General features: G+C 41.7%; 29 protein-coding genes. 10 read left to right on the plus strand and 19 right to left on the minus strand.

Translation table 11 applies throughout. The features are described from left to right. Positions 1 to 71 precede the first annotated feature (71 nt). Complete coding sequence (locus MHH61_RS07180; protein WP_098677150.1) at positions 72 to 1,400, plus strand: LLM class flavin-dependent oxidoreductase; 1,329 nt, start codon at positions 72 to 74, stop codon at positions 1,398 to 1,400. Positions 1,401 to 1,439: 39 nt separating this feature from the next. Here MHH61_RS07180 and MHH61_RS07185 read toward each other — a convergent pair whose 3' ends face one another. Continuing rightward, positions 1,440 to 2,330 carry a LysR family transcriptional regulator gene (locus tag MHH61_RS07185; protein WP_025093859.1) on the minus strand — a complete coding sequence of 297 codons (891 nt, stop codon included), beginning with the start codon at positions 2,328 to 2,330 and terminating at the stop codon, positions 1,440 to 1,442. Between the two features lie 149 nt (positions 2,331 to 2,479). Here MHH61_RS07185 and ssuE point away from each other — a divergent pair, with 149 nt between their 5' ends. Genes ssuE through MHH61_RS07225 form a run of 8 tightly spaced genes read left to right on the plus strand, consistent with a single transcriptional unit; the run spans position 2,480 to position 7,986 of the window. Further along, positions 2,480 to 3,031: an NADPH-dependent FMN reductase gene (gene ssuE, locus MHH61_RS07190; protein ID WP_098677149.1), complete on the plus strand. Its 552-nt coding sequence runs from the start codon at positions 2,480 to 2,482 to the stop codon at positions 3,029 to 3,031. Continuing rightward, entirely contained in the window at positions 3,015 to 4,040 is a 1,026-nt protein-coding gene (locus MHH61_RS07195; RefSeq protein ID WP_098677148.1) for an LLM class flavin-dependent oxidoreductase, read from the plus strand. Before ssuE ends, MHH61_RS07195 begins: the two co-directional genes overlap by 17 nt. Beyond that, the gene (locus MHH61_RS07200) at positions 4,040 to 4,294 is read left to right on the plus strand and encodes a glutaredoxin family protein (protein ID WP_025093857.1); all 255 of its coding nucleotides are present in this window, start codon (positions 4,040 to 4,042) and stop codon (positions 4,292 to 4,294) included. Before MHH61_RS07195 ends, MHH61_RS07200 begins: the two co-directional genes overlap by 1 nt. A 26-nt stretch (positions 4,295 to 4,320) precedes the next feature. Further along, complete coding sequence (locus tag MHH61_RS07205) at positions 4,321 to 4,884, plus strand: GNAT family N-acetyltransferase (protein WP_025093856.1); 564 nt, start codon at positions 4,321 to 4,323, stop codon at positions 4,882 to 4,884. A gap of 13 nt (positions 4,885 to 4,897) precedes the next feature. Further along, positions 4,898 to 5,659, plus strand: a complete 762-nt coding sequence (locus MHH61_RS07210) for an amino acid ABC transporter permease (RefSeq protein ID WP_024426374.1) — start codon at positions 4,898 to 4,900, stop codon at positions 5,657 to 5,659. Positions 5,660 to 5,676: 17 nt separating this feature from the next. Next, positions 5,677 to 6,519, plus strand: a complete 843-nt coding sequence (locus MHH61_RS07215) for a transporter substrate-binding domain-containing protein (RefSeq protein ID WP_024426375.1) — start codon at positions 5,677 to 5,679, stop codon at positions 6,517 to 6,519. A 16-nt stretch (positions 6,520 to 6,535) separates the two neighbouring features. Next, a complete protein-coding gene (locus MHH61_RS07220) occupies positions 6,536 to 7,246 on the plus strand; it encodes an ABC transporter permease subunit (protein ID WP_025093854.1) in 711 nt (236 codons plus the stop codon). Then, positions 7,243 to 7,986 carry an amino acid ABC transporter ATP-binding protein gene (locus MHH61_RS07225; protein ID WP_024426377.1) on the plus strand — a complete coding sequence of 248 codons (744 nt, stop codon included), beginning with the start codon at positions 7,243 to 7,245 and terminating at the stop codon, positions 7,984 to 7,986. The genes MHH61_RS07220 and MHH61_RS07225 overlap by 4 nt, the downstream gene beginning before the upstream one ends. 92 nt (positions 7,987 to 8,078) lie before the next feature. On the opposite strand, the gene MHH61_RS07230 is transcribed toward MHH61_RS07225, so the two are convergent. From MHH61_RS07230 to MHH61_RS07240, 3 genes are all read right to left on the minus strand, one after another. Beyond that, the gene (locus tag MHH61_RS07230) at positions 8,079 to 8,579 is read right to left on the minus strand and encodes a YwgA family protein (protein WP_024426378.1); all 501 of its coding nucleotides are present in this window, start codon (positions 8,577 to 8,579) and stop codon (positions 8,079 to 8,081) included. A 30-nt stretch (positions 8,580 to 8,609) separates the two neighbouring features. Next, positions 8,610 to 9,911, minus strand: coding sequence for an HD domain-containing protein (locus tag MHH61_RS07235; RefSeq protein ID WP_007497716.1), 1,302 nt, complete (start codon positions 9,909 to 9,911; stop codon positions 8,610 to 8,612). A 170-nt stretch (positions 9,912 to 10,081) separates the two neighbouring features. Beyond that, on the minus strand, positions 10,082 to 10,303 hold the full coding sequence (locus MHH61_RS07240) for a DUF1450 domain-containing protein (RefSeq protein ID WP_003215259.1): 222 nt from the start codon (positions 10,301 to 10,303) through the stop codon (positions 10,082 to 10,084). A gap of 245 nt (positions 10,304 to 10,548) precedes the next feature. Between MHH61_RS07240 and MHH61_RS07245 the strand changes: the two genes are divergently transcribed. Then, positions 10,549 to 11,358: an RsfA family transcriptional regulator gene (locus MHH61_RS07245; RefSeq protein WP_024423774.1), complete on the plus strand. Its 810-nt coding sequence runs from the start codon at positions 10,549 to 10,551 to the stop codon at positions 11,356 to 11,358. A 33-nt stretch (positions 11,359 to 11,391) separates the two neighbouring features. On the opposite strand, the gene MHH61_RS07250 is transcribed toward MHH61_RS07245, so the two are convergent. The 15 genes from MHH61_RS07250 to MHH61_RS07320 all read right to left on the minus strand — a co-directional run bounded on the left by MHH61_RS07250 (position 11,392) and on the right by MHH61_RS07320 (position 22,965). After that, complete coding sequence (locus MHH61_RS07250; RefSeq protein ID WP_125585836.1) at positions 11,392 to 11,625, minus strand: DUF5970 family protein; 234 nt, start codon at positions 11,623 to 11,625, stop codon at positions 11,392 to 11,394. Then, positions 11,622 to 13,898, minus strand: coding sequence for a glycosyltransferase (locus MHH61_RS07255; RefSeq protein ID WP_125585834.1), 2,277 nt, complete (start codon positions 13,896 to 13,898; stop codon positions 11,622 to 11,624). Before MHH61_RS07255 ends, MHH61_RS07250 begins: the two co-directional genes overlap by 4 nt. 118 nt (positions 13,899 to 14,016) lie before the next feature. After that, on the minus strand, positions 14,017 to 14,502 hold the full coding sequence (locus MHH61_RS07260; RefSeq protein ID WP_125585832.1) for a tetratricopeptide repeat protein: 486 nt from the start codon (positions 14,500 to 14,502) through the stop codon (positions 14,017 to 14,019). A gap of 40 nt (positions 14,503 to 14,542) precedes the next feature. Next, positions 14,543 to 15,388: a lipoate--protein ligase family protein gene (locus MHH61_RS07265; protein WP_024423778.1), complete on the minus strand. Its 846-nt coding sequence runs from the start codon at positions 15,386 to 15,388 to the stop codon at positions 14,543 to 14,545. Positions 15,389 to 15,628: 240 nt separating this feature from the next. Beyond that, on the minus strand, positions 15,629 to 16,024 hold the full coding sequence (locus tag MHH61_RS07270) for an SMI1/KNR4 family protein (protein ID WP_098677144.1): 396 nt from the start codon (positions 16,022 to 16,024) through the stop codon (positions 15,629 to 15,631). 19 nt (positions 16,025 to 16,043) lie between these two features. Continuing rightward, positions 16,044 to 16,313: a hypothetical protein gene (locus MHH61_RS07275; RefSeq protein WP_098677143.1), complete on the minus strand. Its 270-nt coding sequence runs from the start codon at positions 16,311 to 16,313 to the stop codon at positions 16,044 to 16,046. Positions 16,314 to 16,382: 69 nt separating this feature from the next. Next, complete coding sequence (locus MHH61_RS07280; protein ID WP_098677142.1) at positions 16,383 to 16,655, minus strand: hypothetical protein; 273 nt, start codon at positions 16,653 to 16,655, stop codon at positions 16,383 to 16,385. Between the two features lie 174 nt (positions 16,656 to 16,829). After that, entirely contained in the window at positions 16,830 to 17,192 is a 363-nt protein-coding gene (locus MHH61_RS07285; RefSeq protein ID WP_125586242.1) for a hypothetical protein, read from the minus strand. Positions 17,193 to 17,207: 15 nt separating this feature from the next. Continuing rightward, positions 17,208 to 18,875, minus strand: coding sequence for a T7SS effector LXG polymorphic toxin (locus tag MHH61_RS07290; protein ID WP_251215181.1), 1,668 nt, complete (start codon positions 18,873 to 18,875; stop codon positions 17,208 to 17,210). 11 nt (positions 18,876 to 18,886) lie between these two features. Further along, complete coding sequence (locus MHH61_RS07295; protein WP_024423785.1) at positions 18,887 to 19,165, minus strand: YwqI/YxiC family protein; 279 nt, start codon at positions 19,163 to 19,165, stop codon at positions 18,887 to 18,889. A gap of 4 nt (positions 19,166 to 19,169) precedes the next feature. After that, entirely contained in the window at positions 19,170 to 19,568 is a 399-nt protein-coding gene (locus MHH61_RS07300) for a DUF5082 family protein (RefSeq protein WP_024426388.1), read from the minus strand. A gap of 175 nt (positions 19,569 to 19,743) precedes the next feature. Further along, the gene (locus MHH61_RS07305) at positions 19,744 to 20,010 is read right to left on the minus strand and encodes a hypothetical protein (RefSeq protein WP_024423787.1); all 267 of its coding nucleotides are present in this window, start codon (positions 20,008 to 20,010) and stop codon (positions 19,744 to 19,746) included. Between the two features lie 13 nt (positions 20,011 to 20,023). Next, positions 20,024 to 21,358 carry a TRAP transporter large permease subunit gene (locus MHH61_RS07310; protein WP_125585828.1) on the minus strand — a complete coding sequence of 445 codons (1,335 nt, stop codon included), beginning with the start codon at positions 21,356 to 21,358 and terminating at the stop codon, positions 20,024 to 20,026. A 43-nt stretch (positions 21,359 to 21,401) separates the two neighbouring features. After that, positions 21,402 to 22,280: a prephenate dehydrogenase/arogenate dehydrogenase family protein gene (locus tag MHH61_RS07315; protein ID WP_098677137.1), complete on the minus strand. Its 879-nt coding sequence runs from the start codon at positions 22,278 to 22,280 to the stop codon at positions 21,402 to 21,404. A gap of 13 nt (positions 22,281 to 22,293) precedes the next feature. Beyond that, the gene (locus tag MHH61_RS07320) at positions 22,294 to 22,965 is read right to left on the minus strand and encodes an RraA family protein (protein ID WP_024423790.1); all 672 of its coding nucleotides are present in this window, start codon (positions 22,963 to 22,965) and stop codon (positions 22,294 to 22,296) included. Positions 22,966 to 23,014: the final 49 nt, after the last annotated feature.

Raw genomic sequence — 23,014 nt, forward strand, 5'->3', positions numbered from 1 at the left:
CTTCTCTGCGGTTCTGCCTTATGATGAAGAACATAAAACATTGCTACCTCAAAACGGAAGGGACGATCGGCATGTCTGGAAAAAAGCACATACAATTTGGATTAATGTTACATGGCCCAGGGGGTCACATGAATGCATGGAAGGATAAATCGGTGCCAGCAGATGCAAGTGTTAACATTGATTATTATCAAGAGATGACCAAAAAAGCGGAATCAGCGGGTTTCCGTTTTGTCTTTGTGGCAGATGGCTTATATATTCATGAACATTCGATTCCTCATTTCTTAAACCGATTTGAACCATTAACCATCTTATCTGCACTTGCCACAGTCACGAAACAGATTGGACTTGTGGGTACTGTATCCACTTCATACAGTGAGCCCTTTACCATTGCCAGGCAATTTGCTTCCTTGGACAAATTAAGTAAAGGCCGGGCAGGCTGGAATGTTGTGACTTCCCCATTAGAGGGCTCTGCTGAGAATCACATCATCCGTTCGCATCCTAGCCACTCACTTCGATATGAAATTGCAGAAGAGTATTTACATGTAGTGAACGGGCTTTGGAGCTCATGGGAAGAAGATGCTTTTGTAAGAGATCGATCAACAGGTGTCTTCTTCGACCGAGATAAATTGCACACCTTAAACCATCATGGCAAACACTTTTCTGTCAAAGGTCCTTTAAATATTGAGCGCTCTGAACAAGGGCAGCCCGTGATTTTCCAAGCAGGCGCTTCAGAGGCAGGAAAAGACCTAGCTGCAAAAGAAGCAGACGCTGTATTTACAAATGCCGATTCACTTGAAAAGGCAAAAGCCTATTACCGCGACGTGAAAAATAGAGCGGCAGCGCTTGGAAGAAAACCATCCGAGATCAAAATATTCCCTGGCATCCACCCGATTACAGGAAAAACAGTCGAAGAAGCTGAAGAAAAATATGAAGCCATTAAACATCTAGTCTCTATTGAAGAAGCTCTGCATTATCTCGGCCGATTCTTTGACCATTTGGACTTCAGTCAATTCCCGCTTGATGAACCTTTTCCAGATATAGGTGACGCTGGGTCAAACAGCTTCCAATCCACAACAGAGTCCATTAAGAAAATGGCCAAAGATCAAAACCTGACCTTAAGAGAAGTCGCTTTACAAGTGACCACATCAAAAAGTGCTTTTTTCGGCACTTACGAACAAGTAGCTGACAAATTAATTCAATGGATCGAAGAGGACGCCGCAGATGGATTTATTTTTGGCGCTCCAATTTTAGCAAGCGGTTTATCCGAATGGACGGAGCACGTCATTCCGATATTAGTCGAAAGAGGATATTACGACCCAAATTATCCAGCTCATACCCTTCGCGAAAACTTAGGCCTGCCGATGAAGAAGAATCAGTTTCTGAAACAAACAGTAAAATAAATTTAAAAGAGGGGCTAGCATAAAGGCTAACCCCTCTTTTTATGACGGTTGGTGCTGATGCAATCGACTTTCAATGAGATCAATAAACTGGAGCACAGCTCTTCCAGGCGTATCATTTGTTTTCCTCAATAGACCAACTGGCGGGGAAACTTGAATGCCCTTTATTTCTAATACCTTCGTACCCGGGAGTGTAAAAGAATGAGCCGTTCGTGTAAACAGAGATACTCCTAAGCCCGCCTGAACATAGTGTTTATGGGACATGCTGCTAGTAATCTCTAATTTCTTGTAATTTGTCCCAATGACATCAACGATTTGTTGTTCAATTTGGATACGGATGGGGCAATTGTGAGGTGTGAATAGTATAGTCTCATTTTCTAAATCAGTTACCTCTACGACATCTTTTTCCGCCAATCGATGGGAGGACGGAACCAGCAGGACAATATCATCTTGAAAAAGCGGCTTATAGCTATTTTCCATCGAAGCTTCTGGTGCACCGCAAATCGCAAAATCAATCTCATCATGCGAAAGCAAGGAACTCAGGGTATTCGCATCTGCTACTTGTACCGAAAATTCTACATTCGGAAACCTTTCCTTGAATTCTGCAAGGAGCGCCGGGAATTCTAAACTGGCAGTAGGCTCAGAAACACCGATGCGAATGAATCCCGCAATGCCCACTTCTAAATCTTGAAGCGTTTTCGTCAGTTTCTCATATTCATTGAGTAAAGAATTGGCTCTTTCATAAAAAAGCTGTCCTGAAGCTGTTAACTTTAAGGTCTTCCCTCTCTCTAGAAGCTTCTCTCCAATTTCCTCTTCTAAATGCTTGATGTGCAAGGTAATGGTTGGCTGAGAATAATTCAGTGCTTCTGCTGCTTTTAAAAAATTCCCATATTTCACAATGGTGGCAAAGGTGCGGATCGCACGAATCTCCATAAAACCCCTCTTTTCTCTATATTTTAAATAACTGAATCGTGTATTTATGATTACTAATTATACTTTTCAATTGGTTTGCCTTATTATAATTTATATTATCAACTATTCCAAGTTGTTTAGAAGGAATTATGTGAAATGGAGGAGACGAATTGACGAAAGTAACGATTATAGCAGGCGGACATTCCGTCCAATCTCGATTAACTGGTGTTTTGCATCATGTTCAGCAGCATTTAACGATCAATGGAATCGATGTACATATCATTCAAGTTCACCAGCTGCCTAGCAGCGCACTAATACGTGCGGACTTTTCAAACGAAGAGGTTGTCAAGGCCATTGAACTTGTGAATGAGAGTGACGGTGTCATTGTGTTAACTCCTGTCTACAAAACGTCATTTTCCGGTATTTTAAAAACGTTTTTAGATTTACTTCCACAGAAAGTGTTACAAGGAAAACCCGTCCTTCCGTTTGTTTTAGGAGGAACCTACGGCCACCTGCTCGTCATTGAATATGCTCTTAAACCGATTATTCATCAACTTGGTGCAACAGTTGTGCAATCTGGCGTGTATGTTGTGGATCAACAGGTCACAAAGCAGGAGTCAGGTGATTACTTACTTGATTCAGATGCCACAAACAGGTTAAACCTCGCATTATCTCAATATCAAAGTCTGATAGGAGGAACAGCCAATGTCGTTCACCCTTAGTATTCTTGATCAAAGCCTTGTCGGTGAAAACGAGAACGCAGAGACGGGCATTCAGCATACTGTCAGATTGGCTGAAGCAGCGGATCAGCTTGGCTATCACAGGTTTTGGGTGTCTGAACATCACAATAACCCTCAAGTAGCAGGTTCTTCCCCTGAAGCTCTTGCCGGCTATCTCTTAGCAAAAACAAACAACATACGAATTGGGTCTGGCGGTGTCATGCTTCAGCATTACAGCCCGTTTAAAGTGGCTGAAACATTTCACGTCCTCGCATCATTAGCGCCTGGAAGAGTCGATTTAGGTGTTGGGAAAGCACCTGGAGGACTGAACCTATCGACACAAGCTCTTCAGGAAGATTATCAGGCGTCACGGAAGGATTTTTCTCAAAAATTAGTGGATCTCAAAACCTATCTGACAGAACACACAAATGAATTGAATGCTCAGCCCATCCCTCGTTTATCACCTGACATGTTCCTTTTAGGGGGAAGTATAGAGAGCGCTGAATTTGCAGCAAAACTTGGTATCTCCTTTGTCTTTGCCTTTTTTATTAATGGAGATGAAGCCTTATTAAAAGAAGCAAGAGAGGCCTTCCAAACATATCAGAAAGCGGGCACCCGCCAGCAATTCCTTCTTGCTATCACCGTTTCTGTAGCCGATGATCCCGAACAAGCACTCTCACATATCAAACAAAAGGAAACAGTAAAGGTCTCCTTTTCTGATGGAAGAAAGCTGAATGTCACATCGTTAGAGGATGCAGAAAAACTGGTGAAAGAAACGGAGAAGGAACAGTACAACATTCACGTGCAAAAAACCGGCTATACCGCTGGCACAAAAGAAACCGTTCATCACAGGCTGACTGAGCTAGCCGAGTCATACGATATCAATGAATTCATCGTGCTGTCGCCGATCGTAAATATTGATGAAAGGATCACGTCTATCACTTTATTAAAAGAAGCACTTGATCAAGAACAAACAAACCAAAAACCAATCAATCAAGAGGTGAACGTCTAATGTCAAACAATCAAAAAATCATATTATGGAGCAAAAATGGATGCAGTTATTGCAAGGACATTCAATCCTACTTCAACGATCAGCAGATCCCTTTTTCAACGATTGATGTCACAGAACATGATGATTACAGAAACATTTTAGAAGCAAAATACGGTGTCCGCTATGTACCTGTAGTTGAGATCAGTCATGATCCCCACGTGTATCAAGCATTGCTGAATCCAGATATCGAGACTTTAAAAAAAGCATTAATTTGACATTACATACTGAATGGAGGTTTGTCATGAGTCGAGATATTTTTCGCATCGCTACCGAAGAAGATGCGCCAGCTTTTTTAGAATTGCTGTCCAGTGCATTTAAACCGCTTGGTGAAATGGGCATCGATTGGCCCTCCACGAACGCTACACTTGAAATGGTCACAGAAAACATCACACAGTCCGCTGCCGTTGTATTAGAACGAGACGGACGGCTCATATCAACCATCACCATACGTTTTCCTTGGGAGAGCACTGAGCCGGTCTCAGGCTATCCATTTGTCTGGTGGTTTGCGACAGCTCCTGATTTAGCCGGTCAAGGAATTGGAAATAGACTGCTCGATTATGTAGAAAACACCTTGCTCCGGCAGACATATAAAGCGCCTGCTTATACACTAGGCACTTCTGGCCGGAAACACCCTTGGCTTTTAGAGATGTACGAACGAAAAGGATATACAAAATATATTGAACGCGAGGCTGAAAATGGAGATTTAGGTGTTTTGATGTATAAAGTGCTTATCCCTGAACGCTTTGATCCAGCCATTTTAGGGGCACCACCCGCAGAAGAAAAAGTCGAAACGACTTCTACATAGGAGGTGATTCAACGTGGGTGAGTTTTTCAAATGGGAGTATGTAGTCACACTTTTTCCTAAAGTATTATCAGCCCTTCCGACGACCTTGCTGATTGTTTTATTTGCCACTTTGATTGGCAGCTTTCTTGGATTCATCCTTGCTTATTTTCGAATTGAGCGCATTCCTGTCCTGCATCAACTCAGTGCAGTCTATGTCTCATTTATTCGCGGAACGCCTATCCTGGTTCAAATGTTTATTGTCTTTTATGGTCTGCCAGGTGTGCTCGCAGCAATTGGCCTTGATATCTCCATGTGGAACAAATTGATCTTTCTTTATATTACATATGGACTCAATACAGCTGCCTACTTTTCAGAAATATTCCGATCAGCCTTATCAAGTGTCCCAGCATCTCAATATGAAGCGGCTGCCTCAATTGGGCTGACGAAATGGCAGATTTATAGAAGAACGCTCATTCCTCAAGCAGGAAGAATTGCGCTCCCGAATATCGGCGTGGCCATTGTGAACTTATTACAAAACACCTCCCTCGCCTTTACACTAGGCGTGATGGATATTATAGGAAAGGTCCAAACATTAGGGGCTTTATACTATCGCGTATTAGAAGGATACTTTATTGCTGCCGTCATTTTTATTATGTTAAGTATGCTGCTGGAAAAAGCGTTTGATCTATTGGAAAAACGGATCAATACACCGAAAACGAGAAAACAGCGTCAGACGACATTCGTTTCCTTAAAAAGACCTGAAACGGCCTTCACTGTCGAAAAGCGTGCGAAGTAAAACGAGGAGGATTTCACATGAAAAATAACAAACGATTCAAAAAACATTACATCATCGGTCTGCTTACACTTGGTTCATTGCTGCTTGCTGCCTGCGGAAATACAGAACAATCGAATGAAGTCAAAGCAGAAGCAGCGAATAATGATCCAGATGCGAAAGAAATCATCGTTGGCACAGGGAACGCTTATCAGCCTTTCGTTTACTTAGATGAAAACGGTCAACTAACAGGCTATGAGAAGGCTGTATTAGACGAAGTGGATCAGCTGCTTCCACAATATAAGTTTAAATATGAATCCTTCGAATTTAAAAATATTCTGCCCGCTTTAGATGCTGGTAAAGTAGATCTCGCTGCCCATCAATATGAAATCAATGATGAGCGCCAGAAGAAATATCTATTTGGAAAAGTTGGCTACACAGATTATACAAGCTATGTGGTTGTTGATAAAGCATCCGGTCATGATTTTCAAAGCTTAGACGATTTGGCTGGACACAAAGTGCACACCTCTACAGGAAGTAATTTCGCTTATCTTTTAGAGCAATATAACAAAAAGCATGATCGGAAAATTGACATTGTCTACGGAGATGGCGGAAACGAAATTCTCGTCAAAAACCTTCAAAATGGCACAGTCGATGCGGCATTGCTCACAAAGTATGACGTCAACAAACTAAACAAACAATTCAATGCCAATCTAGTCACCTCTGGAAAACCTGTAAACGTATCTAAAACATATTATCTATATCAAAAAAACAATACAAAACTTCAAAAAGACATTGATCAAGCATTACAAAAACTGATCGATAACGGCAAGCTCGCTGAATTGTCTAAGAAAATATTGGGCGGAGACTTTACTACATCATAAGAAAGGAGCGATCTGAGTGGATTTTGATGTTGCCTTTATGCTGCAGGCCTTTTTAGCCGCACTTCATTATTTGCCAACGACGCTGCTGTTAGGCTTTCTCCCGCTATTATTTGGCTCAGTCTTTGGATTTGGTATTGCCCTTATCCGTTTTTATCAGGTGCCTGTATTGTCTCCATTGTTCAAATGGTTTGTGGCTATTTTTAAAGCAATTCCTGTTGTCCTCATTCTGCTCGTATCTTATCTTCTTTTTTCTGATTCGCTGGATCGTTTGGCTGCATCTTTTTCTCTTCAGATTCGTTTCAGTGATTTGGACAGACGATGGATTGCCATTTTCGCCCTTACTTTATATGCCGTAAGCGGGTTATCTGAAATATTTCGAAGCTCTCTTGCATCTATTCCAAAGGGGCAATTCGATGCTGCTCTATCCGTTGGTTTCACCAGCAAACAGGTTTTACGAAGGGTCATTATACCGCAAGTCTTTCCCATCGCCCTTCCACTTTTGAACAACATGCTGATCAGTTTAATCAAAGCCTCTTCTCTCGTCTCAATGGTGTCTGTGGTCGATATTTTAAACGGCGCTTTAATCAAAGCCAATGTGAACTATCGTTATCTTGAAGCCTACATCGCCGTTGCTCTGATTTACTGGGCACTGTGTGCCTCTATCGAAGCCATTACAGCCTTATACGAGAAATATGGACACAAAAACAAAAGGAGACGATTGGCATGATTGACATCAAACAGGTGCATAAAGCGTTCGGTAAAAACCAGATTCTGAGAGGAATTGATTTAACGGTAGAAAGAGGCGAAGTGGTCGTCATTTTAGGTCCAAGCGGTTCTGGGAAATCAACCTTTCTGCGATGCTTGAATTTTCTTGAGCGTGCGGATCAAGGAGAAATCAGCATTGATCACACGACCGTCAAGTTCAATCAAGCAAGGCCTAAAGACATTCTCGCACTTCGCAGAAAAACCGCCATGGTCTTTCAGCAATACGATCTATTTCTTCATAAAACAGCACTTGAAAACATCATGGAAGGTTTAGTCATTGCCCGTAAACAACCGAAAGATCAAGCCTATGACACAGCTCTCCAATTACTCACAAAGGTCGGACTACTAGAGAAAAAGGATGCCTATCCGCATCAATTATCTGGCGGACAGCAGCAGCGCGTCGGCATTGCACGGGCACTGGCTTTGAATCCAGAAGTCATTTTGTTCGACGAACCGACCTCAGCATTAGATCCCGAGCTTGTAGGAGAAACGCTTGATGTCATTAAACAGGTAGCCCAAACCGGTGTCACTATGATCATCGTCACCCACGAGATGAACTTTGCCTATGATATTGCCGACAGGGTCATTTTCATGGAGGATGGGGTCATTGTCGAATCAGGTACGCCGGAAGAAGTCTTTGAACAGACGAAAGAAGAACGTACAAAACAATTTTTAGCGAGATTCTCTTATCACCATTCATAAAATACAAGTCGATCCATGTGGTCGGCTTGTTTCTGCGCAAAATAAAAACCAGTCTGTTCTAGCCATTAGCCATCACACACTGGTTCTTCTCGTTAGTTCAATTCCTTCAACTGATCAATATAAGCAAGAGCCGCCTCAAATTCTTCGTCCGTATAGCGCTGCTTGCTTTTAATGGTGAAGACCTTTTCCTTCACCTCATCTTCTGGCAGGTTATCAAAATATAAAATCGTTGAGACAAGCTCTAGGAAACGGGATGATTGCTCGTTCATCTGCTGCGTCAGCGCTTTGAGGTCAGGCATGTCCACTTCACACTGATCGAGAAACTCTTTCCCATTGTCCGTCAGCGAATAGCGATATTGATAGTATCCGCCCTTTTTTTCCTTCATTTCGTCCAAGAATCCAAGGTTGCACAGCTCTTCAATTCTGAGCGTCAACTCCTCTGAATAGGGGCCATAAAAATGAAAATCGTATTTCTCGTAAAAAGGCAAATCTAGCTTTTTTGCTATGTAAATCATCTTTTGCAGCTTCTTCCGACCAACGATTTCCCCTGATTCAGAGAATACCTTCATCAACTTTGCATGCTCTTTCAACAAATTCCCGACATCTCCTTTTTCAGTACTTCCTTATCCCAAACCAAGCAGCTTCATGATCGCCTTTTTTTCTTCAGCTTTTTCCGACATATCTACAATTAAGTCCATCGGGAAATAAAGTTTATGATCGGTTCTTCGTTTACCGGAAATGGCGTCAACAATATCTGACTGTCTCGACAGTTCTTTAATATGACCGCTTTGCGTCAAAAGGTGGATTGGCAGCCTCTCTTCTTCCTCGCCTGGTCTGTAGAAGTCATAGGGCAAGTCAGAGGAAGAATCGACCACTAAATAATAGTCAGGATCAATTCCTGCCTCCTTGAACAAGGCGGTCAGCTTGAAATATTTCGTCATTTCTTCATTTGGATTAAACTCTGTATATTGGAACAATCGGCGGTTCATAAAACGGCGGCACAAATCAGCCAGCACGTGATCTTCTTCATCTTCCCACGCCTGAAAATAAAATAAGACAATGGATTCATCCAGCTTAATATAGTCCTCTGTGGTGACATTCCCCTCAAAGATTGAATAAAAGTGAACGGGGGCGTGTGTGAAAATATAACCCGTTTCATGCAGCTCTTTTGCACGGTGAAGAATTTTCGTTAAAATGACTTCCGCACTGCGTGTCACTGGGTGGAAATAGACTTGCCAGTACATTTGATAGCGGCTCATAATATAATCTTCAACCGCATGCATCCCGCTCTGCTTCATCACAATCTGATCTTCTCTCGGGCGCATCACACGTAAAATACGTTCCATATCAAAGTGGCCGTAGCTGACGCCTGTATAGTAAGCATCACGCTGCAAATAGTCCATTCGGTCAGCATCAATTTGACTTGAGATCAAACTGACCACCTGCTTGTTTTGATACGTTTTGGCAATGACTTCAGCCACATGCTTCGGGAAATCATCACTCACCCGGCGGAGCACTTCATTGACTTCCGTCTGCCCTAAAATAATATCTCTTGTAAACGATTCATGGTCTAAGTGGAAGACCTTTTCAAAGGAATGAGAAAATGGACCATGTCCGAGGTCATGAAGCAAGGCTGCACTAAGTACAAGCTCGCGCTCCCCTTCATCCCATTCAGGCCGCCCTTTAAACACATCATCCACAATTCGTCTCACAATCTCGTATACACCGAGTGAATGATTGAATCGGCTGTGTTCTGCACCATGAAACGTCAAATAAGTAGTTCCTAGCTGTTTAATTCGTCTCAGGCGCTGAAACTCTCTTGTTCCTATTAAATCCCATATTAATGCATCCCTTACGTGAACATAACGGTGTACAGGATCTTTAAATACCTTTTCCTCAGATAATTTCCCTTTTGGATACGCCATCGTTTCGTCCCTCTTTTTTTAAGACGTGTTTCTATTATATCGGGTAACTTTTCCCGAAAACATCCTTGAATTTGCTGGTGAATGTGTTCTCAAAGATTGCACGGACGTAAAAAGCCCGACCTGACAGGGACGGACCTCTTTTTAGGTCGACTGAACACATTCAGTGACATTTATTTGACTTTTTTTTGAACCTTTTCAAGTAATTCATCTTCTGTTGGTGCGGATAATGGGCGATTGTTCACAAACGCAAAAGCCTTTTTTCGTCCTGGACCACAATAGGATTGACAGCCGATCTCAATTTTTGCATCAGGGTCAACCGATTTGAGTCGAGGCAATAACGTCTTTAGGTTCGTCGCATCACAATCGTCACATACGCGAAACTCATTAGCCATGGTCTTACGCTTCCTTTCAATGATGATACTTCATTCTTCTATATGAAACAGTTGGACAGCCAATCGTGAATAATATACCACCCAACATTGTACATCGAAGCGGCTGGACTTGCAAGACGCTTTGCCGCACCAATCATCCGCTTACATAAAAGCTAGTATTTTCCACTATCCTTTTAGCAAACTTGTATAAACCTTCTTGAACTTGGCTAATCTAATACCATCAAATCTTATGGGGGTTTAAACACATGTCAAAACAAAGACAAGATGCTTGGTCAGAGGAAAATGATCTCCTCCTGGCAGAAACCGTCTTACGTCACGTCAGAGAGGGCAGCACGCAGCTAAATGCGTTTGAAGAAGTTGGAGACAAGCTGAACCGCACCTCAGCGGCATGCGGATTTAGATGGAACGCTGTCGTCAGACATCAATATGAAAAAGCGTTGGCACTTGCCAAAAAACAGCGAAAACAACGGATGCGCGCTCTTGGCAATGGCCAGCCAGCGAAAAAACGATTACTTTATCAGCCGCAAGTAGAAGAAACGGTGACTCAAGAGGAATTCTCACAGGAATTGGAGCCAGCAAAGGAAGAAACATTTGCACCAGCAGCTGAAACAGCTGAACAGCTTCAGTTTGTGGATCAAAGCTACAATGAAGAGTTAGCTAGTTTATCACATTTATTGTCACAGGCTGCTCCTGCCCCAAATACCGCAGAGAAAAAGCCGGAAGCAAATCCATTTAGGCAGCATCAAGAATTAACCATCGACGATATCATTGATTTCTTACGCCGTTATGAAGGCGATGGTCAGCAATCCACTGCCTTACGTATGGAAAACAGCCGCTTAAAACGAGAAAACAATGAGCTTTCTCATAAAGTCTCGCAGCTAGAAGCTGAAGTGAAGAAGCTTGAAAAGGATCAGCTCACGATTCAAGAAGATTATGAAACACTCGTGAAAATCATGAACCGTGCAAGAAAACTAGTTTTATTTGAAGAGGACGATAGTGCCGCACCAACCTTTAAAATGGACCGGAACGGCAACCTCGAAAAAATGGCAGAATAACAAAAAGTGCTCCCCGCCTCGGGAAGCACTTTTTTAAATGCCCAACAATAGCATCACACTAAAAAGGACATTGATCAAAAACACGAACATAAAAATATATCTGACCTGCCTTACTTGAAAATCACCAAACACAAAAATATAAAGACCTGCAATGCCAAGTGTCAGGACAGGCTGAAGAAATGGCACTAAAAGCGAAATGCCGTAGCCGGCTCCCATGATGACAGGAAGCCATAGTAAATAGAGGTAACCGCCGTTTTTGGATTTCAAGAAACCACTCCCTCTCTTTCTTCTATCTGCTTGATTTCAGGCTGAACAAACTTGAGTCCGGCCATTGTGCGTCCGCGTTTTTGTGATGTCCAGACTGCAATCGCCGGCTGATCTGTGAGAGATTCTGTATCAATGGTGATCAGCACTTTCTCATGTAATTCAATTGAAGCTTCAGACTCGATTTTGCACCCAGATACACTTATATCATGTATGTTCACCGGCACCTTCTCTTCTAACCGGCCCTCATAGGACAGCGTGCCTGCCACGCTTTGCAACGGTCTTCTCACCCATTTGCGCCGCAAGGCCCTTGGTACTTTCTCCGTTTCTCTTATAAAGCGGAGAAATGTCCGAACAGCATAGGATTTTTTCTCACGATCCGTTATCGATACATGTTCTCGTGTGAATAAGAAGCGGATCAGTGATAGATACTCTGATTTTTCTGTATCAGTAAAAGCAACACCAACCATCAGCTTGTCTCCATCTGGATGGCTCCAAACCACATCACACGCCACACTTTGATCCTCTGAAAAGAACAATTGCATTTGTCCTTGATTTAAAGAAGAAGCTTGATCCAATGGAATGGATAGACGCGCACCTGAATCACTCATGTCTAGTAGAAAACAAGCAATCGATTCATCTTGACGATCAGAACAGAGCTGCCCCTCTTTTTCTATGACAAACCGCTCTGATTTTCGATAACGTGGACGATCAAACGCCACAATCAGTGCCATGAATAGACCTGCACCGTTATAAAGCACCCAAAAAATATTAATCAACGTGAGATCAGCATTCATCGTCCCATTTACCTTCATATCGTATCCTATTTTCACAAGGACAAGCAATGAGAGCAGCAAGAAGATCAAATGAGGAATCATCGTTTTCAAATGAAAATGTCTCTTGTCCGTTTGAATTCCCTTCGGCGTGACAAGGAATTCAACCCTCTTCTTCAAAAACAGCTCACTTAAAGCTACACCAGCCAGATGGAATGCCATAGAACTTTCGTAAATATGACTCCAAAACATACTTCTTTTTTGATTCGACACCAGTTTAAACGCTAAATACGAACTAAAGAACGCCGGCAGCCAAAACATGAAAATGGACTGGAAATCGGCCCAGAAACTTTGAATACCAAACAATAAAAACAAAATCGGTGTAAGAATGTAAATCATTTTAAATAAACCGTTAAACCAATACACAATGCCATCTAAATAAAGAACTCGCTGCATAAGCGTTAAGCCGCGAACCTTCAATGGATTAAACTTACGGGCGCACTGAATGTTCCCTCTCGACCACCGGTCTCTCTGCTTTAACAAATCAAGCCAGCTTTCAGGTGCCAGACCGACGGCTAATACTTCTCCGACAGACACAGATTTGAACTTCCCTTGGAGAAGCATTCCGGTCGCCATGTCTTCTGTAATCACTCCAGTAGCAAATCCGCCAATTTCCTCTAAGGCCGTTCTTCTAAATACAGTATTACTCCCGACATACATCACCGCATTGAACCGATCCTTACCAGCCTGGAGGGTTTGCATGAAGAAGTCCTGTTCATTTGGAATTCGATCCTTCGAGAACATATTATATTGGAAAGGATCTTCGTTATAAAATGCCTGTGGAACTTGAACAAACGCAGTCGCTCCATCATGAAAGTAAGGCACTGTCTTTTCTAAAAAGGCAGGAAGGGGGACCATATCAGCATCAAGTGTGAGAATCAGCTCCCCATTCGTTTGAGACATCGCATGGTTTAAATTACCCGCCTTAGCAAACTTGTTATCTGTTCTTGTCAGATAATGAACGCCAAACTCAGATGCAAGCTGCTCCACAGACTCCCTCTTGCCATCATCACATAAATAAATATGGACGCTGTCTTTTGGATAAGAGAGATTCAAACAGCCTGCAACCGTGCGTTTCAGCACTTCAATCGGTTCATTATATGTAGCTATGAAAATATCAACTGTTGGCAGCCTGTCAAGATCACTGATCGTGACTTGTTTCCGATTTGAAGGCTTCCAAACAAGTGTATAAAACACAAGCAGCTGTAAAAATCCAATACATTCACAGGCAACAAGCAAGATGCCCATTATCATATTAAATGTACCTTCATGCGGCAGTGTAAAGAAGAGACGCCAGCAAATATAGGCAGCATTTGTTAACACACAGAGCACAATGATGATTTTTTTAACAGTAGAGGCAAGCGGCTGAATCCGATACATCACATACAACACAGACAAAACACAAAGCATAAACAGCGGGTAATACGTGGTGAATAATGACAACAAATTTACCTTCTTTCTTACGCCATAAATGACTATCACATATAAAATTCCATAACAAAGGAGGGGATTTTTTCATCACATTGCCCCTCCAAATCTATTCAAGCAGCCAAATCAACTATTATTTCCATAACCTATCTAATTGATTTGAATAAAAATCAATCGCTTTTCGATAACTTAAAATAGCAGGATCTTTTGTCGTTTCAGTTAAACAGTTCAGTAATATTTCCATCGCTTTGCTATGTTCCTTTAAATTATACAAAGTCATGGCATAGAACGTTTGAATGGCTTTGTTGTCCGGATAAGTTTCCATCCCTTTTAGGAATATCTGTTTTGACTTTTCATATTCTCCTAAAGTTCTGTATGTACTTCCTAACCCTAGTAAAGCGTCTTCTAGTTCTTCTGAAGACAATCCTAACTCAATGGCCCTTTCATAAAAAAAGACAGCTTGCCTTTCCTCTCCTAACAGGTCATAACTCCAGGCACATTGATAATGAATAGAGGCATCGTCTGGATACTCCTCTGTAAGATGAGACAGCAATTCATTTGATTCTTGAAGATGTCCACTTTTTCGAAGTTCAATGGCTTTTTCAAGCTTTGTTTCCATCACTTCACCTCTACTCTTTTCAAGATAAAAAGACTGATATTTACGAAAACACCTTTTCATTCCGCTCAATCATCCGCGTCATGTTTTTCTCAAATTCCAGCTGTTCTTCTGCATTCAGGCCCGAGGCTGTCAGCTGATCACTAAGCTTTTGAAGCTCCTCTAGTAATAAACGCATAAGAAGCGTACAATCAATCGGTTCACCGATTAATTCTGATAAGGATGCCATCGTATCCGGCTGTATATCAGGAAATACTGCCTTCACTTCTTGCCGTTTATCCTTTAAGGCGGCATCATAAAAACGGCGGATCAAGTCGGCACGTTCACGCCCGCTTCCATCTGCACACAAATAAATTTGCACAGCGACCCCACCGCGTAATCTACGCTGAGAAATGCCTGCAAATTTCTTTCCATTGATACTTAAATCGTAGCTGCCTGGACAATAAGAGCCGACTATTTCATAGGCTTCAATGTCCACATCATACATAGACAGCATCCGGCTGATCAATTCCACCATCGCATCATATCCGCGGTCAATATCAATGCCCTTCTTTTGTTCCGCAAAGATTAAAGACACATTCAGTACACCTTCATCCAGCACCACAGCAAGACCGCCTGAGTTGCGCACAATCACACGATATCCCTCTTCCTCAAGCAGCTTTACGCCATCTTGGAGAAATGGAAGTCTTGTATCCTGAATCCCAAGCACAATCGTATTGTGATGCACCCAAGAACGGGCTGTCGCTGGTGAAAGGCCCTTCCCCACCGACGCGCAAAGCGTATCATCCATCGCAAAAGATTGCTTCGGGTCCACATAAAGACCAAGACTCGACTGATCGATAATTCGCCATTTCGGCTGTGTCAGTAACTCAATAGGTTCATTTTTCATCTCCTGCATATCCTCTCGTTCATAAACTGTGTTTATTATACCATGGGATGAATGGGGGGAGAATGCAAAAAAGCTCTATGACATTTGGCGTCACAGAGCGTTTCAGTTGGATGATTTGGTTTTCTTGTTCTTGCTTTTCGAGATGAAATAAACAATTGCAATTAAAACGACAGGAACCCCAACCACGAGGCATGCAGCGATCAATGTATTCCACGGCAAATCGATCATCTCCTTAATAGACTAAACTTCTATGAAACAGCCCTCATTTACCCAGCTAAACAAGTCTTCAGCGACCAATTCCGCATGCTGAGGGTCCATCACACCAGCATCGACGATCCACACTTTTTTCTCCTCTTCAGCCAGCCGCATGAGAAATACTTGCCCGCCGCCATCGTCGCCAATGGCTACATATCCGCTTGCATATTGCTGAACCTCCCATGTTGCATTTCGTTCCGCAATGTCCTCAGTGCCGTATAGAAGCACCTCACCGCCAATGGAACATCCATTTGTATGTTTCAGCAGTTCCTTATAAACATGGGGCAGCAGCATGTTTAGCTGGGATTCTGCCTCTTTGATATGTATGTCACTGGCTGGTTTGTTCACGTGCAGATGTGGGATTTGGGGTAAATTGATCATTTTTAAGGCCTCCTCTATTTTAAGTTGCTGATTTTTTCATCACCCTTTTATACAAACGAAGAAGCATTTTTAAAAGAAAATAGAAAATGACCACGTCAAGTATAAAACCCCACAATAGAAATTCAAAAGCATGATGTCCGTGCAGAACTAGCCAATCAATAGGGAAACCGCGATAATCAGCATCTGAGTAAGAAACTCCTCTCAGCAAAGCTGTTCCTATAACAATCAGAACACTGATACTTAATAGCCAGTTGGATGTTTTTTTGTTTTTGTGTTGTTTATGTTCCATAGGCATTCCTTTCTCTGTTTTGCTGCCCGATACAAGACTTGATTCCAGTACTACAGACAACCGTCCTATCTATGACAGCATTTCTTTAAGCAAACTCTCTGCTTTATGTAATTCATCTAGAAAGGGGTTTAGATAGTCATTATAACTATCCATATAAGCTCTCACCCCGCCAACGATCAAAATCTTTTGGAGATCTTCATTGTTCTGAATGATCCTTTGTGCATTTTTATATCTTTTGTATATTAATTGGAGAACACCTTGATTGATTTCTTGTGGATATTCTTTTTCTAGGATGTTGATGACGGTTTGGATTTGTTTCGTTAGTTGTTGTTTTTTGTTCATTGAACGCTCCTAAAGAATCTGCAATTTTTATTCTCTTATCAATTCAACAAGCCATCCCTTAGTGTATCTGATCATTATCGTTCTTAAGCAGGTATATCGATTCAACTATTATTATATTTCAAATAACCCTTAAAAGTTTATAGACTTTCAAGGGTTTAAAGACATCATCTCTTACTAATAAATATCAAGTCGTTGACAATTAAAACTTATAAAATCGCCTTCATTTATATCTCCTGGTATATTGTAATCCAATTCTAATAAAAATCCGCCCACTCTCACTTTTTCATCACGCTTATCAATTAATTGTCCTAAGAAACTATAACTAAAATTATCATCTAATTTTTCAATTCTATACTCTGACAATTCAGCTTTCACTAGGTCTGACACATCTAAACAATAAATAGGCTCTAATAGTTCACTTTCTTCAAGGTAATTTAATGGTTGAGCAAAACACATTATTTCCAGTTCACCATCTGTTACAATCACTTCAGCTTCTGAAGCTTCTTGTGAAATCCAGTTTATTTTTTTTATTTTCAATACGATCACCCTTTTTTACTTCTTTGTTTTTATCCCTAAACTTGGTGCTTTTTTAGAAAGTTCTTTAACCGATTTTATATGAAATGTGGTAATATTCCCTGTTTTTCTATCAAGCCCAACAAAACCATATTTTGCACTTCCCTTTCCACCAACAAGCCTCACATAACCATTCAGTTCTGGTACATATTTCCCCTTCTGAATAACGTGATTTGCATCTTTAAGGTAATTTTTGATATTGTATTGATTTTTACCCATTGCATCCATTATCTCTTTACTATGCTTTTCATAATGAATAATAGCTTGATCACCTTTGAATTTAATCAGGTCACCCGCACCCTTAGCCGTCTTCTCAACCCTCTTCACATTCTTCCCTTGATCCAACCTAAAAACATATTTCCCAACCTTCACTATTTTCGTTATTGGGATGATAGAGGCGGCGGATAGAGCTTGGTCTGTGCTGCTGATATTTTGGCTGGTTTCTGGGTCTTTGCCAGTAACCGCTCGGTAGCCGTCGTAGATGCCGCTGTATTCTAAGATGATGTTTTCAGTGGTTGAGACGACTTCACCGTCTAATATGCGTTTAGCGTTGCCACGGCTGCGGCTTTCTGGAATTTTGTCGACTTCTTCTATTCTTATTTCGCCGTTTGCGATATACGTTCGGATGATTTGTTTATTGGCGTAAACGGTGTATCTTCCACCAATAAAATCAATATCCGACGGATCCGTGACGACTTCATCTGCGATGTCGAATTCTTTTAACTTTTTAATGTCTTTTACGTTGTATAGTCTACCATTTATGACTCTGATGTCTCTATGAATCTTGTTTTTCCCGTTCACAGCTTCCTTTTGTAATGTTGTAAGCGATGGATCGTTTGCTGTGACTTGTTTACGGATGTTTTTATGGTTGTCATTCCGAACAACCGTCTCCACATTCGCCAGTTGTTTCTCTTTCAATTTCTTCAGCATGATCATCAATGGATTGTCTTTTTGGTTGTCTATTTTATCTTTCAATCCACTGATGGTGCTGCTTACTTTTTCTTCTTTTCCATCTTTGAAAATAGAACCCTTTTGATAGCTCGTGATGTCGATTTTTGGGCCGGTGAACATGGTACTTAAGGTATCTATGTATTGCTTCATTGTTTGAAGGGAGCTTTTGGTTTCATGTAAAGCACTTGTCTGCTCCCTGTCAAATGCATGAAGCAGACCAATAGTTCTTGATGTCTCAAGCCATGCCTTTTGATAGTTCTGCTGAAACAATGATTCGTCTACATTTGGCAAATGAACAATATGACCAACTCTGCCGATGGCATGGTTTACCTCTGATACAATTTCAGAAATCGTTCGTTCAGCTTTTTTTAAGCCTTGATCAAGATCATGTTCGATAAATGCTTGTGATATATAGCCGTGCTCATTTGATTCTAGCGCGCTAAGAGCCTGCTTTGTGTTTTTCAATGCGGCGCTATATTCCTCAATGACGACCTGGAAGAATTGCAGGAAGGGAATATGGCATTCTGTATAAAAGGCGCGGATGGCTTGTCCCGCCTCTCCCTTTAGTGCGCCATCGAGTGAGATGATGTGATTGATTTGTTTTTCTAGGGAGCTGATTTGCTGTGACTGCTGCTTTAACGCATTCAGCGTTTGATCTATTCCGTTTATTAGCGCAAAGGCGTCAAGGGTTTTCATTGCGTTCTCCTTTATTTTCTTTTACTGCTGGAAGCAAGCGCCTTGTCCGTTTCAATCATGGTGTTCACCGCTTGTTCTGTTTGTACAAGCTGTTTCTGAAGAATGCCTATATAGGATGTACTTAATTCGTTCAGCTGCTGATTGATCTTTTCTAATGTGTCTGCCGTCAGGAGATGATTTCTCCCTTTGATGGTGGTTGGAAGGGCTGCATTCATTTGAGCGCCTGATTGCTTTGCATGCTGTAATACTTGTTTGACCTGACTGGCATCTATTTTAATTTCTCTTGTCATGTGACTACCCTCTTTTTTCTTCCAGTTGTTTCTGCTTTTCTTTCTCTATTTTTCTTTCAACCGAATGAATTTCATGTTCTAACGAATGGATATCCGATGTTAAATCACTGATTTTCTCATTGATTCGATTTAATAGATTGGTTAGCTGTACACCTTTTATTTCCTGACTGGCGGAAGCCATTTCGTCTCGAATGTCATCAAACGTGTCTGCCAAATGGCCAAACCATGTATGTGATGTCAGGTCTGGATGTGTGATTTTTTTGCTGGCATCTGACAGGGCCCACTTTGCCTCTTTGATTTCTTTTCGGCACATATTGAGTTCGATGATTTGTTCTTTTTTGATAGATATATCTGCCTTTAATGAATACAAGGCTGCTTTATATCCGATGATTGCTCCAGATATGGTCAAACACCTCTATTCCTTAAATAGTCCTCCGTCATGTTACCATTTACTAGCACAAGAGGCATATGATTGAAAGTGAACTTACCAAAAAATGAATCGTACGTATTGGGTTTTAATACCTATTTCTCGCGCGCAAAAAAGCTGGATTCATTTACTGAACCCAGCTTTTTATTGCTTATTTGAGCGATTCACCTGCTGATGCAGATGGATGATCGCTAAATGAGGTGTCTTTCTTTTCAGGAATATAATTTAGAGAGAAACCAACAAGACTGAAAAAGGCACTTAACACCAATGTTGGGTTTTTGAATAGGTTTGTACTTGCAATGATCATATCTCCCTTTTGCAAAAGAATCCCTAGTATTTGACCGAATACCAACAGGGCTCCTGACGTTAAGAACAGGACAAGCAGCACTTTAAATAAAAATTCCATCAATGCTCTCATGTGTTTCTCCTTTCTATACTGGAAGTATTCCCATTCCGATGAGCCAGCCAATTCCTACGATCGGCAGCATATAGTAGAGAATCAGCGGTATAAACGTTTTCTCCGGTCTGGCTCCTGCAAGACCAGAAGCAATGAAAATTGATCCTGATGCCGGTGGGGAAGCGCCTTCTGTTGATGAAAAAGCAAGAATGGCGACAACAGCCACAACTGGATCCACTCCGACTGAGACTAAAGCTGAAAATGAGACAAGTCCAACAGCTGTTAATGTGGCTGTAGAAGATAATGGTCCAGCCACCAGCGTGACAAGAATACCCACAATGAGCACCATGAGCCATTTCGGAATGGTAAGCACTGATGTGATTTGCGTCAAATCTTCTGCCAATCCTAATTCAGCAAGCACCTGACTAGCAGCAACAGCAAACAGCATCAAGGCACCGATCGTTGTAAACTTAGGTATAGCCGACTTGAAAAACTGAGACCAATCTAGTGCAGACGCCTTTTTTCTCCCAATTGTTAAACTAATCAACATCATGAGAATCGGAATCCACGTAATTAAAGAAATTTGATCCATTGCCTCTGGTCCAATGTTTGGATTACTTTTCAAGTAGTTTGCCAGCGGACCTATCGTGACAATGATAGGAATCAAGGCACCGAAAAAAATAAAGATCGACTTCCACCCTTGTTTCACAGCTTCCCTAAAAGGAAGAATATCATCTGGCGGCATGGCCTGAATTTTATTCTTTTTCACCAGAATATACACAAGAATAAAACGGTATACGACTTGATACAGCCCTCCTATTAACAGGGCAATATATAAATCTCCCTCAGATACAAGGGCTGCAATTGGTGCAAACCCCAGCATGATAAACATTGAAGAGTTCGGAGGCAGTGCCGCCCCAAGTCCGCCATTCCCTGCTAAAATGGTCGCTGTATGCGTTCGGCTCCAGCCTGATTTAATCATCCAAGAGGCTGTGATAGAGCCAGTGGCCGCTGTGTTTGCAGAATTTGAACCTGAAAGTGCACCTAAGACTGCTGAACCTAACGTACTCATATAAGCCGCTCCACCGGGAAGTTTTCCTACAACCGAATTTAAGATTCGCAAGAGTGCATGAATTAATTCCAGCTTTTCGATTAAATAGGCCATGAGTACAAATGCAACAGCTGCATAGAGCACCTCATATGTGGATGCAAATTTTAATCCATCCCAGAACAGTCTTAATGCATCCAATCCGCCAAATAATGTGGTTGCAATAAAGCCTAATAGCATGGCTTCTCCCATATTCCGCTTCACGACGACATTCCATATAATGATGACAGCTATGAATACAATCAACGCAATAAAACCCATATCGTTTTTTCGCCTCCCCTTCGTTAAATAAAACGCTTACAATTTATTGCCCTTGCTGCATCACGTCAATGACTTCTTCCCAGCTGGCCGGCTTTTTCCCATTAAACCGTTCAGCGAATTGAAACTCTGCTAATCTCTCTAGCTTCTGTTGTGCTGCCCGAGACATACTGGCATCAACCTCTGCTTCATCCAGCATTTCAATAGAGCCAAGAAGCTCGATCGCGCGTCTTTTCGCATGAAGTGCACTCCCTGTCACAAGACGGTTCATGGTCTCTTCAAAACTTTTGCTGTCCATTGTATCGCTAAGTGAAGAAATCACTTGATGTTCCACGTTATACTTTTTTGAAATTTCCAAAAATTCAACCATGAGACCAACGATCCCCTTCATATAAACGCTTCTGATCAGCTTCAAGGCCGAAGCATCTCCTGGCTGGTCACTGATTTTTGTGATATTCATGCCATAAGCATTCATTACTTTCATGAATTGGTCAGTTCCACTTCCGCTTGCCGTGATCGGAACCTTGTGTTTGTTAACTGGAAGAGGCCCTAGCATGGCAGCATCTACGAATAGAGCTTTTTGCTTTTCAATTTCGTTTGCCACTTGTTTTTTGATGTCTGGTGTTGATGCCGATACATCTACATATAATTGATTCTCTTTCAAACTTCCCGATACGGATTGGGCCACTTCTAAGGTTTTATTTGCTGGCACAGCAGCAATGACAATATCAGATTTCTCAATGACTTCACTAATACTGCTGGTTAATTGAACTCCTGTCTGCGATGCTTTTTCCTTCAACGCACCAGACAATTTCTCATTTTGTAAAAGTACATCATACGCATAAAACTGATCTAATCCTTCTGTTTTCAATCCTGTTGACAACTCATATGCCGCTTCTCCATATCCAATAAAGCCTATCTTCATCACCGATTCTCCCCTATCCCTGATATTTTTTCATTCTGCCTTCCAGCCATGCCGGTGCTAAAAGACTGATGTCTTGCTTTCCTTCGTCCACATACTGTTGAATCGTTTTTAATCTCTGATTTTCATACGCTTGTTTCTCTTCCGCTAGTGTCAGCAGATGTTCCGCCTTCTCCTTTGGAACGATGACGACTCCATCATCGTCTGCAATGACTAAGTCACCTGGTGCTACTTTGACACCGCCGCAAGAGATGATTTGATTCAATTCCCCAGGACCATCTTTAAAAGGTCCATTTGGCATAAACCCCTTACTGTATATCGGAAAAGCCAGTTCCTCTAAAGCGAGTTTGTCGCGAACAAGCCCGTCAATCACGATTCCTTCTATTCCTGCAACCTTTGCTACACCTGCCATCAATTCCCCTAAATATGCATGGCCCTTATGGTCTTTTCCATCAACAATCAGTACATCTCCTTCTTTCGCAGAATAGATCGCTTGATGAAGAAATAAATTATCCCCTGGCCGTAAGCTGACGGTAAAAGCTGTACCTACTATATTCATGCCTCTTGCAACTGGTTTGATTTGATGATCCATCGCGCCGGTGCTTCCCATCACATCTGCCAGCAAGGTCGAGCTCAGTTTTTTTGCCCGATCTATTAGATCATTTGACACGAATTGAACAGTACCCATTGTTTCCATCATCCCCTTTGAGTTATATTCATTACATTTAATTTTATAT

Origin of the sequence: Bacillus sp. FSL K6-3154, from assembly GCF_040869395.1 — a bacterium.
Classification (GTDB): domain Bacteria; phylum Bacillota; class Bacilli; order Bacillales; family Bacillaceae; genus Bacillus; species Bacillus safensis.

Excerpts from the sequence above, each read along its gene's own strand:
- MHH61_RS07270 (WP_098677144.1), bottom strand. The coding sequence starts at position 16,024 with ATGATCAATTTACCCCAAATCCCACATCTGCACGTGAACAAACCAGCC.
- MHH61_RS07310 (WP_125585828.1), bottom strand. The coding sequence starts at position 21,358 with ATGGGTTTTATTGCGTTGATTGTATTCATAGCTGTCATCATTATATGG.
- MHH61_RS07305 (WP_024423787.1), bottom strand. The coding sequence starts at position 20,010 with ATGAGAGCATTGATGGAATTTTTATTTAAAGTGCTGCTTGTCCTGTTC.
- MHH61_RS07215 (WP_024426375.1), top strand. The coding sequence starts at position 5,677 with ATGAAAAATAACAAACGATTCAAAAAACATTACATCATCGGTCTGCTT.
- MHH61_RS07180 (WP_098677150.1), top strand. The coding sequence starts at position 72 with ATGTCTGGAAAAAAGCACATACAATTTGGATTAATGTTACATGGCCCA.
- MHH61_RS07205 (WP_025093856.1), top strand. The coding sequence starts at position 4,321 with ATGAGTCGAGATATTTTTCGCATCGCTACCGAAGAAGATGCGCCAGCT.
- MHH61_RS07290 (WP_251215181.1), bottom strand. The coding sequence starts at position 18,875 with ATGAAAACCCTTGACGCCTTTGCGCTAATAAACGGAATAGATCAAACG.
- MHH61_RS07265 (WP_024423778.1), bottom strand. The coding sequence starts at position 15,388 with ATGAAAAATGAACCTATTGAGTTACTGACACAGCCGAAATGGCGAATT.
- MHH61_RS07235 (WP_007497716.1), bottom strand. The coding sequence starts at position 9,911 with ATGGCGTATCCAAAAGGGAAATTATCTGAGGAAAAGGTATTTAAAGAT.
- MHH61_RS07295 (WP_024423785.1), bottom strand. The coding sequence starts at position 19,165 with ATGACAAGAGAAATTAAAATAGATGCCAGTCAGGTCAAACAAGTATTA.
- MHH61_RS07185 (WP_025093859.1), bottom strand. The coding sequence starts at position 2,330 with ATGGAGATTCGTGCGATCCGCACCTTTGCCACCATTGTGAAATATGGG.
- MHH61_RS07320 (WP_024423790.1), bottom strand. The coding sequence starts at position 22,965 with ATGGGTACTGTTCAATTCGTGTCAAATGATCTAATAGATCGGGCAAAA.
- MHH61_RS07195 (WP_098677148.1), top strand. The coding sequence starts at position 3,015 with ATGTCGTTCACCCTTAGTATTCTTGATCAAAGCCTTGTCGGTGAAAAC.
- MHH61_RS07275 (WP_098677143.1), bottom strand. The coding sequence starts at position 16,313 with ATGGAACATAAACAACACAAAAACAAAAAAACATCCAACTGGCTATTA.
- MHH61_RS07245 (WP_024423774.1), top strand. The coding sequence starts at position 10,549 with ATGTCAAAACAAAGACAAGATGCTTGGTCAGAGGAAAATGATCTCCTC.
- MHH61_RS07225 (WP_024426377.1), top strand. The coding sequence starts at position 7,243 with ATGATTGACATCAAACAGGTGCATAAAGCGTTCGGTAAAAACCAGATT.
- MHH61_RS07240 (WP_003215259.1), bottom strand. The coding sequence starts at position 10,303 with ATGGCTAATGAGTTTCGCGTATGTGACGATTGTGATGCGACGAACCTA.
- MHH61_RS07315 (WP_098677137.1), bottom strand. The coding sequence starts at position 22,280 with ATGAAGATAGGCTTTATTGGATATGGAGAAGCGGCATATGAGTTGTCA.
- MHH61_RS07200 (WP_025093857.1), top strand. The coding sequence starts at position 4,040 with ATGTCAAACAATCAAAAAATCATATTATGGAGCAAAAATGGATGCAGT.
- MHH61_RS07260 (WP_125585832.1), bottom strand. The coding sequence starts at position 14,502 with ATGGAAACAAAGCTTGAAAAAGCCATTGAACTTCGAAAAAGTGGACAT.
- MHH61_RS07280 (WP_098677142.1), bottom strand. The coding sequence starts at position 16,655 with ATGAACAAAAAACAACAACTAACGAAACAAATCCAAACCGTCATCAAC.